The organism is Massilia aerilata (genome assembly GCF_042656905.1).
GTDB lineage: Bacteria > Pseudomonadota > Gammaproteobacteria > Burkholderiales > Burkholderiaceae_D > Telluria > Telluria aerilata.
Map to the genome: position 1 here is coordinate 640,077 of NZ_JBHSMZ010000006.1, position 15,175 is coordinate 655,251.

General features: G+C 64.1%; 18 protein-coding genes. 2 read left to right on the forward strand and 16 right to left on the reverse strand.

The window, feature by feature from the left end:
* Positions 1–2 precede the first annotated feature (2 nt).
* The 13 genes from ACFPO9_RS12045 to ACFPO9_RS12105 all read right to left on the reverse strand — a co-directional run bounded on the left by ACFPO9_RS12045 (position 3) and on the right by ACFPO9_RS12105 (position 10,225).
* Positions 3–281 carry a glutaredoxin family protein gene (locus ACFPO9_RS12045; protein ID WP_379770959.1) on the reverse strand — a complete coding sequence of 93 codons (279 nt, stop codon included), beginning with the start codon at positions 279–281 and terminating at the stop codon, positions 3–5.
* The gene (locus ACFPO9_RS12050) at positions 278–1,774 is read right to left on the reverse strand and encodes a DegQ family serine endoprotease (RefSeq protein WP_379770961.1); all 1,497 of its coding nucleotides are present in this window, start codon (positions 1,772–1,774) and stop codon (positions 278–280) included. The genes ACFPO9_RS12045 and ACFPO9_RS12050 overlap by 4 nt, the downstream gene beginning before the upstream one ends.
* Before the next feature lie 149 nt (positions 1,775–1,923).
* On the reverse strand, positions 1,924–2,214 hold the full coding sequence (locus ACFPO9_RS12055; RefSeq protein ID WP_379770963.1) for a sigma-E factor negative regulatory protein: 291 nt from the start codon (positions 2,212–2,214) through the stop codon (positions 1,924–1,926).
* A gap of 49 nt (positions 2,215–2,263) precedes the next feature.
* The gene (rpoE, locus tag ACFPO9_RS12060) at positions 2,264–2,866 is read right to left on the reverse strand and encodes an RNA polymerase sigma factor RpoE (RefSeq protein ID WP_047826430.1); all 603 of its coding nucleotides are present in this window, start codon (positions 2,864–2,866) and stop codon (positions 2,264–2,266) included.
* A gap of 30 nt (positions 2,867–2,896) precedes the next feature.
* Positions 2,897–3,361 (reverse strand): hypothetical protein, encoded by a 465-nt coding sequence (locus tag ACFPO9_RS12065; RefSeq protein WP_379770965.1) that lies wholly within the window; start codon positions 3,359–3,361, stop codon positions 2,897–2,899.
* Positions 3,362–3,451: 90 nt separating this feature from the next.
* On the reverse strand, positions 3,452–4,696 hold the full coding sequence (fabF, locus tag ACFPO9_RS12070; RefSeq protein ID WP_379770967.1) for a beta-ketoacyl-ACP synthase II: 1,245 nt from the start codon (positions 4,694–4,696) through the stop codon (positions 3,452–3,454).
* Between the two features lie 25 nt (positions 4,697–4,721).
* On the reverse strand, positions 4,722–4,961 hold the full coding sequence (acpP, locus tag ACFPO9_RS12075) for an acyl carrier protein (RefSeq protein ID WP_379770968.1): 240 nt from the start codon (positions 4,959–4,961) through the stop codon (positions 4,722–4,724).
* A gap of 127 nt (positions 4,962–5,088) precedes the next feature.
* The gene (gene fabG / locus ACFPO9_RS12080) at positions 5,089–5,826 is read right to left on the reverse strand and encodes a 3-oxoacyl-ACP reductase FabG (RefSeq protein WP_379770971.1); all 738 of its coding nucleotides are present in this window, start codon (positions 5,824–5,826) and stop codon (positions 5,089–5,091) included.
* A gap of 151 nt (positions 5,827–5,977) precedes the next feature.
* On the reverse strand, positions 5,978–6,934 hold the full coding sequence (fabD, locus tag ACFPO9_RS12085; RefSeq protein WP_379770974.1) for an ACP S-malonyltransferase: 957 nt from the start codon (positions 6,932–6,934) through the stop codon (positions 5,978–5,980).
* A gap of 165 nt (positions 6,935–7,099) precedes the next feature.
* Complete coding sequence (locus ACFPO9_RS12090; RefSeq protein WP_379770976.1) at positions 7,100–8,086, reverse strand: beta-ketoacyl-ACP synthase III; 987 nt, start codon at positions 8,084–8,086, stop codon at positions 7,100–7,102.
* Between the two features lie 3 nt (positions 8,087–8,089).
* Positions 8,090–9,130, reverse strand: a complete 1,041-nt coding sequence (plsX, locus tag ACFPO9_RS12095) for a phosphate acyltransferase PlsX (protein WP_379770979.1) — start codon at positions 9,128–9,130, stop codon at positions 8,090–8,092.
* Between the two features lie 199 nt (positions 9,131–9,329).
* Positions 9,330–9,512: a 50S ribosomal protein L32 gene (gene rpmF / locus ACFPO9_RS12100; protein WP_036168414.1), complete on the reverse strand. Its 183-nt coding sequence runs from the start codon at positions 9,510–9,512 to the stop codon at positions 9,330–9,332.
* Between the two features lie 215 nt (positions 9,513–9,727).
* Positions 9,728–10,225 (reverse strand): YceD family protein, encoded by a 498-nt coding sequence (locus ACFPO9_RS12105; protein ID WP_379770981.1) that lies wholly within the window; start codon positions 10,223–10,225, stop codon positions 9,728–9,730.
* A gap of 160 nt (positions 10,226–10,385) precedes the next feature.
* Between ACFPO9_RS12105 and ACFPO9_RS12110 the strand changes: the two genes are divergently transcribed.
* On the forward strand, positions 10,386–11,018 hold the full coding sequence (locus tag ACFPO9_RS12110; RefSeq protein WP_379770984.1) for a Maf-like protein: 633 nt from the start codon (positions 10,386–10,388) through the stop codon (positions 11,016–11,018).
* Positions 11,019–11,036: 18 nt separating this feature from the next.
* Complete coding sequence (locus tag ACFPO9_RS12115; protein WP_379770986.1) at positions 11,037–11,786, forward strand: SAM-dependent methyltransferase; 750 nt, start codon at positions 11,037–11,039, stop codon at positions 11,784–11,786.
* Positions 11,787–11,819: 33 nt separating this feature from the next.
* On the opposite strand, the gene ACFPO9_RS12120 is transcribed toward ACFPO9_RS12115, so the two are convergent.
* The 3 genes from ACFPO9_RS12120 to ACFPO9_RS12130 all read right to left on the reverse strand — a co-directional run.
* A complete protein-coding gene (locus tag ACFPO9_RS12120) occupies positions 11,820–13,097 on the reverse strand; it encodes an EAL and HDOD domain-containing protein (RefSeq protein ID WP_379770988.1) in 1,278 nt (425 codons plus the stop codon).
* A gap of 125 nt (positions 13,098–13,222) precedes the next feature.
* Positions 13,223–14,371 carry a 23S rRNA (adenine(2030)-N(6))-methyltransferase RlmJ gene (locus tag ACFPO9_RS12125; RefSeq protein WP_379770990.1) on the reverse strand — a complete coding sequence of 383 codons (1,149 nt, stop codon included), beginning with the start codon at positions 14,369–14,371 and terminating at the stop codon, positions 13,223–13,225.
* A gap of 153 nt (positions 14,372–14,524) precedes the next feature.
* A partial coding sequence (locus ACFPO9_RS12130; protein ID WP_379770993.1) for a choice-of-anchor Q domain-containing protein occupies positions 14,525–15,175 on the reverse strand: 651 nt, incomplete at its 5' end.

Below are 15,175 nucleotides of genomic sequence, written 5' to 3' on the forward strand. Positions count from 1 at the left end.
GTTCAGGCCGGCTGCGCCAGTCCCAGGTGGCGCCGTAGCGCGCCTTCATCGAGGAAGTAGTGGCACAGCTCCGGCGCCTCGAGATCCTCGCCGAACAGCACCGGCACCAGTTCGTCGAAGCGCGCCACCAGGCTGGGGTCGGGGCTGGCGTCGATGTCGACCACGTCCACGCTGAAGGGCAGCCCTTCGTGCGCCATGAAGCTGCGCAGGGCTGCCAGCATGTCTTCGCACAGATGGCACCAGCTGCGCGAGTACAGGGTAAAACGGAGCGCCTGGCTCATTGGCGCGGCTTGATCACGACATAGCGCGTGACGTTCTCGCGCCGCACCAGCAGGGCCACCGGTTTCTTCGGATCGCGCTTGGCCACCAGCCCGTTGAACTGGGCCGCACTGTTCACCTCGGTATTGTCGATCTGCAGGATCAGGTCGCCCGCCTGTATGCCGGCGCCGGCGGCGCGGCCGTCGGCGAAGTCGACCTGCACCCCGGACTCGATCTTCAGCTCGCGCTTTTCGGCCGCGGTCAGGTCGGACACCTGCAGGCCCAGCGCATTGGTGTTCTGCTCGGGCGCTTTCTTCTTCGGCTGCGGCTTGGCGCCGGCCGCCTGCTCGTCCTGCAGCTCGACGATATTGACCGGCAGGTCGAGCTGCTGGCCGCGGCGCCAGACGCTGACGGTGGCGCGGCTGCCGACGGCGGTGCCGCCGACCTGGCGCGGCAGGTCCGAGCTCTTCTCGATGTCCTTGCCGTTGAATTTCAGGATGATGTCGCCAACCTTGACGCCGGCCTTTTCCGCCGGGCCGCCCGGCTCGACCATCGCCACCTCGGCGCCGCGCGCACGGCCCAGGCCCAGCGACTCGGCGACGTCGCGCGTGACTTCGCTGATCTGCACGCCCAGGCGTCCGCGCGTGACCTTGCCGGTCTTCTTGATCTGGTCGGCAACCCGCATCACCTCGTCGATCGGCACGGCAAAGGAGATGCCGTTGTAGGCGCCGGACAGGGTCGCAATCTGCGAGTTGATGCCGATGACCTCGCCGCGCATATTGATCAGCGGGCCGCCGGAGTTGCCGGGATTGACCGCCACGTCGCTCTGGATCAGGGGCAGGTACTCGCCGGTATCGCGCGCCTTGGCCGAGATGATGCCGGCGGTGACGGTGTTTTCGAGGTTGAATGGCGATCCGATCGCGATCACCCACTCGCCCACGCGGATCTTGTTCGAATCGCCGATGCGCAGCGAAGGCAGGTTGCGCGCCTCGACCTTCAGCAGGGCGACGTCGCTGCGGGTGTCCGCGCCCAGCACCTTGGCCTTGAATTCGCGGCGGTCGGTGAGCGTGACGGTGACTTCGTCGGCGCCCTCGACCACGTGCGCATTGGTCATCACATAGCCGTCGTCGGAAATGATGAAGCCGGAGCCAACGCCGCGCTGGACCCGCTCTTCCTGCGGCTGCTGCGGGGTAGCGCGGCCGCCACGTCCGCCGCGCGGCGGCATCTGGCCGCCGAAGAAGCGGCGCAGGAATTCCTGCATCTCCTCGTCCGCCCCGCCCTGCCCCAGCTTCACGCGCTCGGTGGTGCGGATGTTGACCACGGCCGGGCCGGCCTTGTCGACCAGGTCGGCAAAATCGGGCAGGCCCATCACGGGCGCGGTGACGACTGGTGCGGCGGCAGCGGCGGCGGCGGGAGCGGCGGCGGCGGGAGCGGCGCAGGCCGCGGGCGTGAACATCAGGCTCGCGCCCGCAAACATGAGGGCCGAGAGGATCGCGTTTCCGGTTTTGCTGGTCATGGGGGCTATGGGCGTTCAGGCTTGAATTAATGTAATGGTAAGCCAAAATACCAACGTTGTCGCCACGGTATGGACCGGGCGAAATCGGCGCAGTGGAAGGCGCCTGCGACGCAGGCCTTCCCGGGTCGCTCGGGCCACCTGGGCCGGCCCTAGCGCGGCCCGGCGATGGCCGGACTCGACGCCGGCTCGGCGGCGCCGGCCGCGCGCTTGGTCGGCATGGGCTCGTCCGCCAGCCGGGCCGCCAGCCGCGCGCTGAAGTCCGGCGACAGCTCGGCGGTGGCCTCGGCGCGCAGGACGTCGCCGATATGATGGAAGGCATCCCAGGCCTGCTGGCCCTCCGGGCCGTCCAGCGCGGCCATGGCCAGCTCCAGGTCGGTATCGGGTATTTCGCCATCCAGCAGGAGCGAGATGTATTCGCGGTTTTTTTTGTTCGTGTCCATCGGGGTTCCCACGTCGGTGCAAAGATCCTCATTTAAATCTGGTCGCCAGCTACCGACGTTTGTCAGCCGGAATATCGAGCAGGGGCCTCAATTTCTCGGCAATCACTTCGCGCGCCCGGAATATCCTGCTGCGCACCGTACCGATTGGACAAGCCATCACCTCGGAGATTTCCTCGTAGCTTAAGCCTTCTATTTCGCGCAGGACGATCGCGGTCCGCAATTCCAGCGGCAGCGCCTCCATGGCTGCATTCACCGTGAACGCGATCTGCTTGCTCGCCAAAACGGACTCTGGCGTATTAATGTCTCGCAAGCTGTCGGCGTCGTCAAATCCTTCCGCGCGCTCCGCATCGGCTTCCGTCGAGGTCGGCGCGCGCCGGCCTTGCGTGACGAGAAAGTTTTTCGCCGTGTTAATGCCGATCCGGTACAGCCAGGTATAAAAGGCGGAATCGCCGCGGAAATGGCGCAGGGCGCGAAAAGCCTTGATAAAGGTTTCCTGCACCACGTCTTCCGCCTCAGCCGGATCGTGCACGAGCCGCGACACCAGCCGCATCAGCCGGCGCTGGTATTTCGACACCAGCAGGTCGAACGCCCGGCGATCGCCAGCCTGGACGCGTTCCACCAGCAGTTGATCACACTCGCGCTCGGTTGTCACTGAACGTCCTTGTTGCTTGAGTTTGGCCCGCTAACCCCGATCCATGTCACGCCGCCCGAGCGCCAGCACCGCGACCGCCAGCGCCCGCCAGGCGCCGGGCGCCACGCTGTCGCGCCACACCGGCAGCACCAGCACGCGTCCGCCCGGCACTGAAGCGCCCAGCCGCAGCAGCATCAGCGGCGGCCAGACGACGGAACCCGGCATCAGGGTCACGGCGGCGGCGCTTCGTTCGTGCAGCCCTTGTTGTACCGTCAGGACCACCTCGCCGGTTCCAGAAATATCAATCCGGTGCATCTTTGCCCTGCCCGACCCGGCATGCAACAGCGCGCCGCCGGCGGCGGCCAGAATGAGGGCCTGCAAGGGGCCGAAATGGAAACGCGCGGCTGCGGACACGCCCACCGCGAACGCGGCGGCAAGCAGGGAAAGGCCGGCGCCGGCGAGCAGGCATCGATGGATGCGCGACGGCCCGACGATGGCGGATATCGCTATCGACATGGGCTATCGGAAAGAAGTGAGATTAAAAAACAAAACGCCCACCTCTTTAGACAGAGATGGGCGTTTTTGGTTCAGGCTCGATGGAGTCTGTCAGACCTTTGCGAAGACCAGCGTGCCGTTGGTGCCACCGAAACCGAAGGAATTCTTCACCGCGTAATCGATCTTCATGTCCCGCGCCGTGTTGGCGCAGAAGTCCAGGTCGCATTCCGGATCCTGGTTGAAGATGTTGATCGTCGGCGGCGACACCTGGTTGTGGATCGCCAGTACGGTGAACACGGACTCGAGGCCGCCGGCGCCGCCCAGCAGGTGGCCGGTCATCGACTTGGTCGAGTTGACCACCAGCTTGCCGGCGTGGTCGCCGAAGGTGCGCTTGATGCCCTTCACTTCAGCGACGTCGCCGACCGGGGTCGAGGTGCCGTGCGCATTCACGTAGTGCACCTGGTCCGGGTTGATGCCGGCGTACTGCATTGCCGACACCATGCAGCGCGAGGCGCCGCTGCCGTCTTCCAGCGGAGCGGTGATGTGGTTGGCATCCGCGCTCATGCCGAAGCCGACGACTTCCGCATAGATCTTGGCGCCGCGCGCCTTGGCGTGCTCGTACTCTTCGAGCACCATCACACCGGCGCCTTCGCCCAGCACGAAGCCGTCGCGGTCACGGTCCCAGGGACGCGAAGCCGTGGCCGGATCATCGTTGCGGGCGGACAGCGCACGTGCCGAGGCGAAGCCGCCCAGGCCCAGCGGCGAGACGGTCGACTCGGCGCCGCCGGCGATCATCACGTCGGCATCGCCGTACTCGATCAGGCGCGCCGCCGCGCCGATGCAGTGCAGGCCGGTGGTGCAGGCGGTGACGATCGCCAGGTTCGGACCGCGCAGGCCGAACTTGATCGAGAGGTCGCCCGAGATCATGTTGATGATCGAGGCCGGGACGAAGAACGGCGAAATGCGGCGCGGGCCGCGAGCGGCGTACTCTTCCTTGGTCGCCTCGATCATCGGCAGACCGCCGATGCCCGAACCGATCATCACGCCGATGCGATCGGCATTCTGCTCGGTGACTTCGATAGCCGAATCCTGCAATGCCTGGATGCCCGCAGCCATGCCGAAATGGATAAAGGTATCCATGTGGCGGCCTTCCTTGCCGGGCAGATAGTCCTCGACGACGAAGTTCTTCACTTCGCCCGCGAAACGGGTCGAAAATTGCGAGGCGTCGAAACGGGTAATGTTGGCAATGCCCGATTTACCCGCCAGGGCGCTTTCCCACGCTTCGGCAATGGTGTTACCGATCGGGGAAATGCAACCCAGGCCAGTTACGACGACACGACGGTTGCGTGAACTCAAGCGTTTCTCCTGAATTACTGAAAGCTTAGGCCTTGACGTGCGCTTGTGCGTAGTCGATGGCTTGACGAACGGTGGTGATCTTCTCGGCCTGCTCGTCCGGGATTTCCATTTCGAATTCGTCTTCCAGTGCCATCACCAGTTCAACGGTGTCCAGCGAATCAGCGCCGAGGTCGTCAACGAACGAGGAATCGATTTTGATGTCTGCTTCCGCAACGCCCAGTTGCTCAGCGACGATTTTTTTAACGCGTTGTTCGATATCCGACATGTTATGGCTCCATTAGGTATGTGTTGCGGAAAGTGCGCGCATTTTATCAGGGTTTGCGCGTTGAAAAACTATTTTCAGCGTTTGACGCTATTTCTACCGAAACTACTGCTAAAAGCTGAGATCTGGTTTAATTCATGTACATGCCGCCATTCACGTGCAGCGTCGTGCCCGTGATATAGGCGGCTTGCGGACCGGCCAGGAAGGCCACCGCATGGGCGATGTCTTCCGGTTGGCCCAGGCGGCCCAGCGGAATCTGGCCCAGCAGCGCTTCGTGCTGGCCGTCGCCCAGGGCCTTGGTCATGTCGGTATCGATGAAGCCCGGCGCCACCGAGTTGACGGTGATGTTGCGGCTGCCGATCTCGCGCGCCAGCGCGCGGCCCATGCCCTCCACGCCCGCCTTGGCGGCCGCGTAGTTCATCTGGCCCGGGTTGCCGCTCGAGGCCACCACCGAGGTGATGTTGATGATACGCCCCTGCTTCGCCTTCATCATCCCGCGCAGCACGGCGCGCGACAGGCGGCCGACGGCGCTCAGGTTGGTGGCGATCACATTGTCCCACTCCTCGTCCTTCATGCGCATCGCCAGCTGGTCCTGGGTGATGCCGGCATTGTTGACCAGGATGCCGATGCTGCCGAGGTCCTTGGCGATGCCGTCGATGGTGGCCGCGCACTGGGCGGCGTCGGTCACGTTCAGCACCATGCCCTTGCCGCCGAATTCGGCGAGGTAGGCGGTGATGGCTTCGGCGCCGGCGTCGGTGGTGGCGGTGCCGACCACTTTCGCGCCCTGGCGGGCCAGTTCGAGTGCGATGGCCTTGCCGATGCCGCGCGATGCGCCGGTAACGAGGGCGACTTGGTTTTGCAGGTTCATGCTAAATCCTTGGCTATATTTATTCTTATAATCAGATGAGGTCAGACCCCACCCTTGACACCGGGGTCCGACCCCATGGATATTAATCAGATGAGGTCAGACCCCACCCTTGACACCGGGGTCTGACCCCATGGATATTAATCAGATGAGGTCAGACCCCACCCTTGACACCGGGGTCCGACCCCATGGATAACAAACGTTCCAGCGACGCCTGGTCGACCAGGGCTTCGCCGACCAGCACCGGGTCGATGCGCTTGGCCATGCCGATCAGGGTCTTGCTGGGCGCGCATTCGATCACCTGGGTGACGCCGTCCGCCGCCATCTTCTGCATGGTCTCGACCCAGCGCACCGCGCCGGCGGCCTGGCGCACCAGCGCGTCCTTGATCGCGGCCGGATCGTGCAGGATAGCGACGTCGACGTTATTGATCAAGTCGATCTGCGGCGCGTGGAAAGTCAGGCCGGCCATGTAGTCGCGCAGGCGGTCCGACGCCGGCTTCAGCAGCGAAGAGTGGAAAGGCGCCGACACCGCCAGCTTCATGGCGCGCTTGGCGCCCTTGGCCTTGGCGATGTCGCAGGCGCGCTCGACCGCGGCGGTATGGCCGGCGATCACGATCTGGGTCGGCTCGTTGAAATTGACGGCCTCGACGATCTCGCCCTGTGCGGCTTCAAGACAGACTTCGCGCACGGCGTCGGCCTGCAGGCCCAGGATGACGGCCATGCCGCCCTGCCCGACCGGCACCGCGTCCTGCATGGACTGGGCGCGGAAGCGCACCAGCGGCACCGCGTCCTTGAAGTCGATCACGCCGGCGGCGACCAGGGCCGAGTATTCGCCCAGGCTGTGGCCGGCGACCAGCGCAGGCTTAGGACCGCCGGCGGCGATCCAGGCGCGGTACACGGCCACGGCCGCGGTCAGCATCACCGGCTGGGTGTTGGTGGTGAGGTCCAGGTCTTCCTTCGGACCCTCGGCGATCAGCTTGCCGAGGTCCTGGCCCAGCGCGTCCGAAGCTTCCGCCACGGTTTGCGCGACGACCGGGTTGCCGGCGAAGCCGTTCAGCATGCCGACGGCCTGGGCGCCCTGGCCGGTAAAGAGAAATGCAAATTTGCTCATTGTTTTTATACTCCTTACAGTGTCAGGGGGAATCGAAAACCGTAGCGAGCGGAAGAAGTTTCGTCCGAGAAGCGCAGCCGTACTTACGGTACGGCCGGTCCGCCGTAGCGGAGCATCGCAGGGCGAAAATTCGACGCGCAGTAGGTTTGCGATCCCCCTTTCAGATTACATGCGGGCCAGGACGGCGCCCCAGGTAAAGCCGCCGCCCACGCCTTCCATCAGGATGTTCTGGCCGGACTTGATGCGGCCGTCGCGCACCGCCTGGTCGAGCGCCAGCGGGATCGATGCGGCCGAGGTATTGCCATGTTCGTTGACGGTCACGACCATCTTCTCGAGCGCCAGGCCAAGCTTCTTGGCGGTGCCGTTCATGATGCGGATGTTCGCCTGGTGCGGGATCAGCCAGTCGATATCGGACGCCGGCATCTTTGCATGCTCGAGGGCTTCGTTCGCAACCTTTTCCAGCACCGTCACGGCCAGCTTGAACACGGCCTGGCCATCCATGTACAGGAATTTCTGGCCGGAGATCGCGGCGCTGGTCGGGTTGGTCGGGCCGCACAGGATGTCGCCATGGCTGCCGTCGGCGTGCAATTTCACCGCCAGCACGCCCGGCTCGCTCGAGGAGCTCATCACCACCGCGCCGGCGCCGTCGCCGAACAGCACGCAGGTGCCGCGGTCGTTGAAGTCGAGGATGCGCGAGAACACTTCGGTGCCGATCACCAGCACGTTCCTGGCATTGCCGGCCTTGATGAAGGCGTCGGCGGTCGACAGCGCATAGACGAAGCCGCTGCAGACGGCCGCCACGTCGAAGGCGGCGCCGTTGTTGCGGATGCCCAGCTTGTGCTGCACGATGCAGGCGGTGCTCGGGAAGTTGCCGTAGAAATCGGGGGTCGAGGTGGCGACGATGATCAGGTCGATCTCCTCGGCGCTCAAGCCGGCGGCCTCGAGCGCTTTGTTGGCCGCCTTGACGGCCAGGTCGGAGGCGCACTCGTCGGCCGCGGCGTAGTGCCGGGCCTGGATGCCGCTGCGGGTGACGATCCACTCGTCCGAGGTCTCGATGCCCTTGGCCGCGAGCTGGGCGGCAAGGTCGGCGTTGGTCACGCGCTGGGCCGGCAGATAGCTGCCGGTGCCGATGATTTTGCTGTACACAGTCATTACTTAGCCCTGCTGGATGGTTGAGCCTGGCGCTTGCGGGTCAGGTGTGCGGGGCATCAGCTCGGTAATCATGGCCGACAGCTGCTCCTGCACATTGTATTGTGCCGCATTATAGGCGCGTTTAATTGCCCACTCGAAAGCGAATGCATTCGCACCGCCGTGGCTCTTGAACACCAGGCCTTTCAGGCCCAGCAGGCCGGCGCCGTTATAGCTTTCCGGATTCAGCTTCTTCAGCGATTTGATCGCCAGCAGCGCACCCATCTTGGACAGCAGGGTTTCGGTCATCGTCTGCTTGAAGAAGCGCGACAGGCCCTCGATCGCCTTCAGGGTCACGTTGCCGACGAAACCGTCGCAGACGACGACGTCGACCGTGCCCTTGAAGATGTCGTTGCCCTCGACGTTGCCGTGGAAATTCAGCACGCCGCGTTCGTGGTCGGCGCGCAGCAGGGGCGCGGTCGCCTTCACGACTTCGTTGCCCTTGATTTCCTCGGTGCCGACGTTCAGCAGGCCGATGCTCGGGCGCCGCCCTTCCATCGCCTGGAACAGCACGGCGCCCATGATGGCGAACTGGTGCAGGTGATGCGGTTCGCAGTCGACGTTGGCGCCCAGGTCCAGCATATAGGTCGGGCCGCCCTTCTGGTTCGGCAGGATCGAGCAGATCGCCGGACGGTCGACGTCGGCCATGGTCTTGAGGACGTAGCGCGAGATCGCCATCAGCGCGCCGGTATTGCCGGCGGAGACGCAAACGTCGGCCTGGCCATCCTTGACCAGTTCGATCGCCACGCGCATCGACGAATCCTTCTTGCGGCGCAAGGCCACCTCGATCGGATCGTCCATCGCCACCACTTCGCTGGCGTGCTTGACGCTCAGGCGCGGATTGTTGTCGGCGTGGTGTTTCTTGAGTTCGGCGCGCACCTGCTCTTCCAGGCCGACGAGGATCAGCTGGGCTTGTGGCTGGTGCTTGAGGAAGGCGAGCGCGCCAGGAATAGTAACTGAGGGGCCGTGATCGCCGCCCATGCAGTCAATGGAGATTGTAATTGTCATTTTTCGGAATGAACCGCGCTGCCTCAGGATAAGGCGGCGGCATGTCCTCGCACGGCGGGTTGCCGGCCGGACCTGGCGGAATCGAAAACGACGGCATACACGGACGTGCAACCGGTATCAATATCGCAAAAGAGAAAGCGGCGCCACGCACTGTACATACGTTGCACCGCTTTCATCGAACAAAACAGCAAGGCGACGATTACTCGTCGTTCTTGGTCTTGATCACTTTGCGACCACGGTAGAAACCGTTCGGGCTGATGTGGTGACGCAGGTGGGTTTCACCGGTGGTCGGCTCGACGGCCAGATTCGGTGCAACCAGGAAATCGTGCGAACGGTGCATGCCGCGCTTCGACGGGGACTTCTTATTCTGCTGAACTGCCATGATGACTCCTAAACATAAGTTCTAAAATTCTAACACAATCGACTTGCAATACCATGCTTATCGAGTATCCCAGCGGCAATTACTTCATTGCCGACATGTTTAACGCCGCTTACTGCTCAATGCCACTGTCATACTCGACTGCTGCACGCGTTTGACACGTTTTTTGCGCGCCCGAATACCGAACCGGCATCCACGACGCAAATACTTCCGCTATTTTATTCTGATTTGAGGCTCTTCAGTGCCGCGAACGGCGATACCTTCTCGGACTTGAGGGAGTCCATCAGCTTGGTATCGGGGCACACCTCATGCTTCGGTGCCTGCGGCAGGGCCAGCAGGGCTTCATCTTCCAGCAACTGCATGATGTCGCAGCTTTGGCTGCCGACGATCACGTCGATGCTTTCATCGTCGAGGATTTCCTCGATCTCGTCCGCATCTTGGTCGTTCTTTCCCAGCACCAGCATGGTCGACGAATCGAGCGCATAGCCGAAAGGCGCCAGGCAACGCTGGCAGACCAGTTGCACGGTACCGGAGACGGACAGCGTCATCGACGGGTAACCCTGCCTGGTCTGGCCGCCCTGGATCGCCCAGGCGATCTGGCCGGACGGGTCGGCGCACTCGGCCGCCAGGCGGGACATCTCTGCCACCGGCGTGACGCCTTCCTTATAGCCGTTGTTCCGACAAAATTCAAAGGCGTCGATGACAAAAGCACTCATTTGGAAAAGCTTCCCCGGAAAACCTGCGATAATAACAGGCTTCTTCCCGCTCAGTCAAAGAATCCGTGCATTTTGTGGTCTCCTGCCCGCACGGGCGCCGGCATGGCCGCCTGGACCATCGGATTGTCTTGCCGGGAAGGCTTATCTATTTGTTTTGCTTATGAATATTCGACTGGCCGACATGATACCAAGTTTCGCCGCAGCCGGCACATCCTTGCGCCTGATCCTGGCCTCGAGCTCCGCCTACCGGCGCGAACTGCTGTCCCGCCTTGGCCTGCCCTTCGAGGCGATCGCACCCCACATCGACGAATCCCCGCTGCCCGGCGAAGCGCCCGAGGCGACCGCCCTGCGCCTCGCGCGCGAAAAGGCCGCCGCGGTCGCGGACAAGCATCCGGGCGCGCTCGTGATCGGCTCGGACCAGGTCGCCACACTGGACGGCGAACAGATCGGCAAGCCCGGCGACCATGCGAATGCCCTGACCCAGCTGCGGAAGATGCGCGGACGGCGCGTGACTTTCCATACGGCGCTGTGCCTGTGGGACGGCCGCGACGGCAGCTGCCAGGTCGAGAACGTGCAGGCCTTCGTCGCCTTCCGCGACCTGCCCGACCACGAACTCGACGCCTACCTGCGCATCGAGCAGCCCTACGATTGCGCCGGCAGCGCCAAGAACGAGGGACTGGGCATCGCCATCCTCGAACGCATCGACAGCACCGACCCGACCGCCCTTACCGGCCTGCCGCTGATCGCCCTGACGGGCATGCTGCGCCGCGCGGGCGTCCGCTTTTTCGAGTAACAAGAATCTACCAAGAACATGCCAGGCACCCTCTATCTGATCCCGAACACCCTCGGCCCTACCGAAGCGGCGCCGAACGCCCTGTCCAACATCCTCCCGGCACAAGTGCAGGAATTGACCGCGAAGCTGGAATACTTCGTGGCCGAAAACGCCAAGACGGCGCGCGCGTTCCTGAAACTGGTCGCCGTCGACCATCCGCTGGCGCGCCCCCTGCAGGAAATCAAGATCTCGGAACTCAACGTGAACACGCCGCCGGCCGCCCTGTCGGCCTTGCTGGCGCCGCTGCTGGAAGGACATGACGCCGGCCTGGTCTCGGAAGCCGGGGTGCCGGCAGTGGCCGATCCGGGTGCCGACCTGGTGCGCCTGGCCCACCAGCACGGCATTACCGTGCGGCCGCTGGTCGGGCCGTCCTCGCTGCTGCTGGCCGTGATGGCGAGCGGCCTGAACGGCCAGAGCTTCGCCTTCAACGGCTACCTGCCGACCGACCCGGCGCAACGCACCAAGCGCATCCAGCAGCTGGAACAGCGCTCGCGCGCCGAAAAGCAGACCCAACTGCTGATCGAAACGCCCTACCGCAACGCCGCGATGCTGGAAGCGCTGGTGAGCGCCTGCCAGCCGGGTACGCTGGTGTGCGTGGCCACCGACCTGTCGCTGGCCAGCGAATCGGTGCGCACCCTGACGGCGGCGAAGTGGAAAGCGGCGCTGGCGGCGCACAAGGGGCCGGACTTCCACAAGAAGCCGACCGTGTTCCTGCTGCTCGGTCAATAACATGTGCGTGGGCACCCCGTGCCCACGCGGACGCTAGTGTGTCCTTGCGTCGGCGCCCAGTTCGCGAACCCAGTTGAATGCCTCGAGTTCGATCTCGCGGATCTGCTTGACGGACAGGCCCAGCTTGGCCAGCGCACGCGCCAGGCTGCGTCCGCCCTGCTTGCCTTCCAGTTCTTCGGCGACGCTCAGCATCGCACCGTAGTCGCCGGCGCGGTCCAGCAGGGCCGCCCTCACATCCTGCGAAACGTCGACGCGGTCCAGGATGGCCGCCATCGGAATCGCCAGCAGCGCATCCATCAGCGACATCATGCCGATCGTGAAGGCGGCTTCGGCGCTGGCGGTGTCGCCCGGGCGCAGGGCCTGGCTCATCAGCTCGAGCAGGCGGCCGCGCGTGGTGGCCATCTGCAGCAGCGGCGAATTCAGTTCGACCCGGCCGTCCGGCGTGCTGTACAGCAGAATCTGCAGCCAGCGCTGCAGCTGGCTGCGCCCCAGCTGGACCAGGGCCTGCGACACCGACTCGATGTGGCGATCGGGGCCGGCGGCGCGGCTGTTCACCAGGCGCAGCAGGTTCAGGCTCAGCAAGGCATCGCGCTTGACCGCGGCTTCGATGGCGGCGCTGTCGGCGTTCGAGCCGATCAGCTCGAGCAGGCGCAGCACCACCAGTTCGGAGGGCGAGATCTTCTTGCCCGACAAAATCGCCGGACGCGCGAAATAATAGCCCTGGAAATATTCGAAACCGAGCTCGAGGCAGAGGCGGAATTCCTCCACCGTCTCGACCTTTTCCGCCAGCAGTTTCTGGCGGGCGCCGCGCAGGCTGGTGGCCAGGCGGGTCAGCTCGTCGACCGTGACGCCCTTGAGGTCGATCTTGATCACGTCCACCAAATCGAGCAGCTTGCTAACCTGCTCGGAATGGCCTATAACATCGTCGAGGGCGAACTTGAAGCCGAGCTCCTTCAGCTCCCGCACCCGCGCCAATACCGCATCGGTCGGCAGCACGGTTTCCAGGATCTCGAGGATCACCTGGTTCGGCGGCAGGAAACGGACAAAGTCGCTCATCAACACGACTTCGTCCACATTGACGAAGGCGAGCTGGCCCCCCACCACCTGCTCCATGCCCAGCTGCGAAGCGTGGGAAATGACAGTGGCGGTGGCGGCGGCGTAGTCGGTCAGTTGCGCGTCCTCGTGCTCCGGGGCGGCGCGAAACAGCAACTCGAACGCCACCAGTTTCTGGTCGCGCCCGAGTATGGGCTGGCGCGCCAGAAAAAATTCTTCGGACGGCATGGACGTGACTGCCGTTGCATCCGCGTGCATCGTAAAAACTCCTGAGAAACAATTTCGGCCCACAAATGTGCGGACCGGGGCCAGGCCGTGGCCTGGCACCACTTCGACTATACTACAGACTCGAAGTCTTTACATTTCGACATCGTATCAAATCGTTACTTGCGCTTGGGACCGCGCGCGGCTGTCGCCTGTTTTGCCTGGTCGGCATAGCGGAAACCGGGGGTGCGCTTCTTTGCCGGCGCGGCGGCCGGCGCAGCGGGGCCCTCGGCCTCGCCCTGGGCCGGACGTTTGCGCGGACCGTCGCCGAAAGGCTGGCCCGGCAGGCGCAGGCTGCCGGCGCCGGACAGCGGGCTGGCGCGGCGCGCATTGCCGACCGGCTTGCGCGGGCCGGTGTCGAGGGCACGCGGGCTGGCCGTCCCCGTGACCTGGCTGCCTTTTTCGATGCGGAAGGTGGCGCCGCTATCCTGGCCCAGCACCTGCACCAGGTAGGGCATGGTTTCGCGCAGCGTCGCTTCCAGCGTGTAGGGCGGGTTCAGGATGAACATGCCGCTGCTGTGCATGCCGGTGCCGTCCGGGCCCGGCGTCGCCACCGTCAGCGTGACGTGCAGCCACTCCTTGGCCGGCAGGCGCTTCAGGCGGTCGGCAAACTGGCGCGACTCCATGCGCTGCAGTACCGGATACCAGACAGCATAGATGCCCGACGGGAAACGCCCGAGCGCTTCTTCCAGGGCATCGCGCACATGCTTGTAGTCGAGTTTCACTTCATACGGCGGATCGATCAGCACCAGCGCGCGGCGCGAAGGCGGCGGCAACAGGGACTTCAGGCCCTGGAAACCGTCGGCATGGTCGATCAGGATACGGCGCCCGCGTGCACGCTCGCCCTGCTCCGCCTTGTGCGCCTCCAGCTTGCGGAAATTCTCCACCAGCAGCCTGGTATCGGCCGGGTGCAGCTCGAACAGGCGCAGGCGGTCCTCGGGACGCGCTGCCTGCTCGGCAACATAGGGCGAACCCGGGTAGTAGCGCAGGCGGCCGGAAGGATTCATGCCACGCACCAGCTTGACGTACTCCGCCAGCGCTGCCGGAAGATCGTCGCGTTCCCACAGGCGCGCGATGCCCTCCAGGTATTCGCCGCTCTTGACCGCCTGCGCACTGTCGAGCGCGTACACGCCGGCACCGGAATGGGTGTCGATATAGGTATAGGCCACGTCCTTCTGGTTCATGTACTGGTGCAACTGCACCTGCACAAAGTGCTTCAGGACATCGGCGTGGTTACCCGCGTGGTAGGCGTGGCGGTAGCTGAACATGGTAATTCCAAGGATGAGGCGAGAAAGGCGCCATTATCCTCCAGATGCATGCACTCATGTAAAAAGCCAGCACACCTTGCGGCATGCTGGCTGAAACCCGGCCAGCCAGAGAACCGGCCGGGAGCGCAAAACTGGGGCGATTAGTGCTCGGGTTTAATGCTGGTAGGCGCCGATGTCGTAACCGGTCGACGCATTACGCGGCTTGCCGTCCAGGTCGGTCGGGTAGGCGTTGGTCGCGGTGCCGCGGCCGATTGCCGGCGAGCTGCTGGTCAGGTGGAAGTCCGGGGTGGCCGCGGTCTTCGAATAGGCCTTGAACAGCGGGTTCGAGCTGATGGTGCCGGTGTCCTTCAAACCGTTGCGCAGCGAGATGTTGTAGGTCGGGTTCTGGAACACCAGGTTGTTGACATACTTGTTCGCGGTGCCGGTCTTGCCCTGCTCCGAGATGCCGTACTTGTTGTCGTAAATGATGTTGTTGGCGACATAGACATTGTTCGCGCCGGCGGTTGTGTAGTAGAAGTCGCCGCCGCCCACCACCATGCCGAAGTTCGAGCTGGTCACGGTGTTGTTGGTGATGACCACGTCGGTGGCGTCGTGCCACAGGTGGATGCCGACCGCGCCGACGCGGTAGACCAGGTTGTTCTTGATGCTGCCCGAGGTGGAAACATAGATACCCTGGACATAGGTGCAGCCGGCCGGGCCGATGTCGTTGACGACGTTGCCGACGATGTCGGTCTTGACGCCGTGGTAATAGCTGTCCACGCCGATCGCCGAACCGCCGGCGCTGGTGCAGGCCACGCTCCTGGC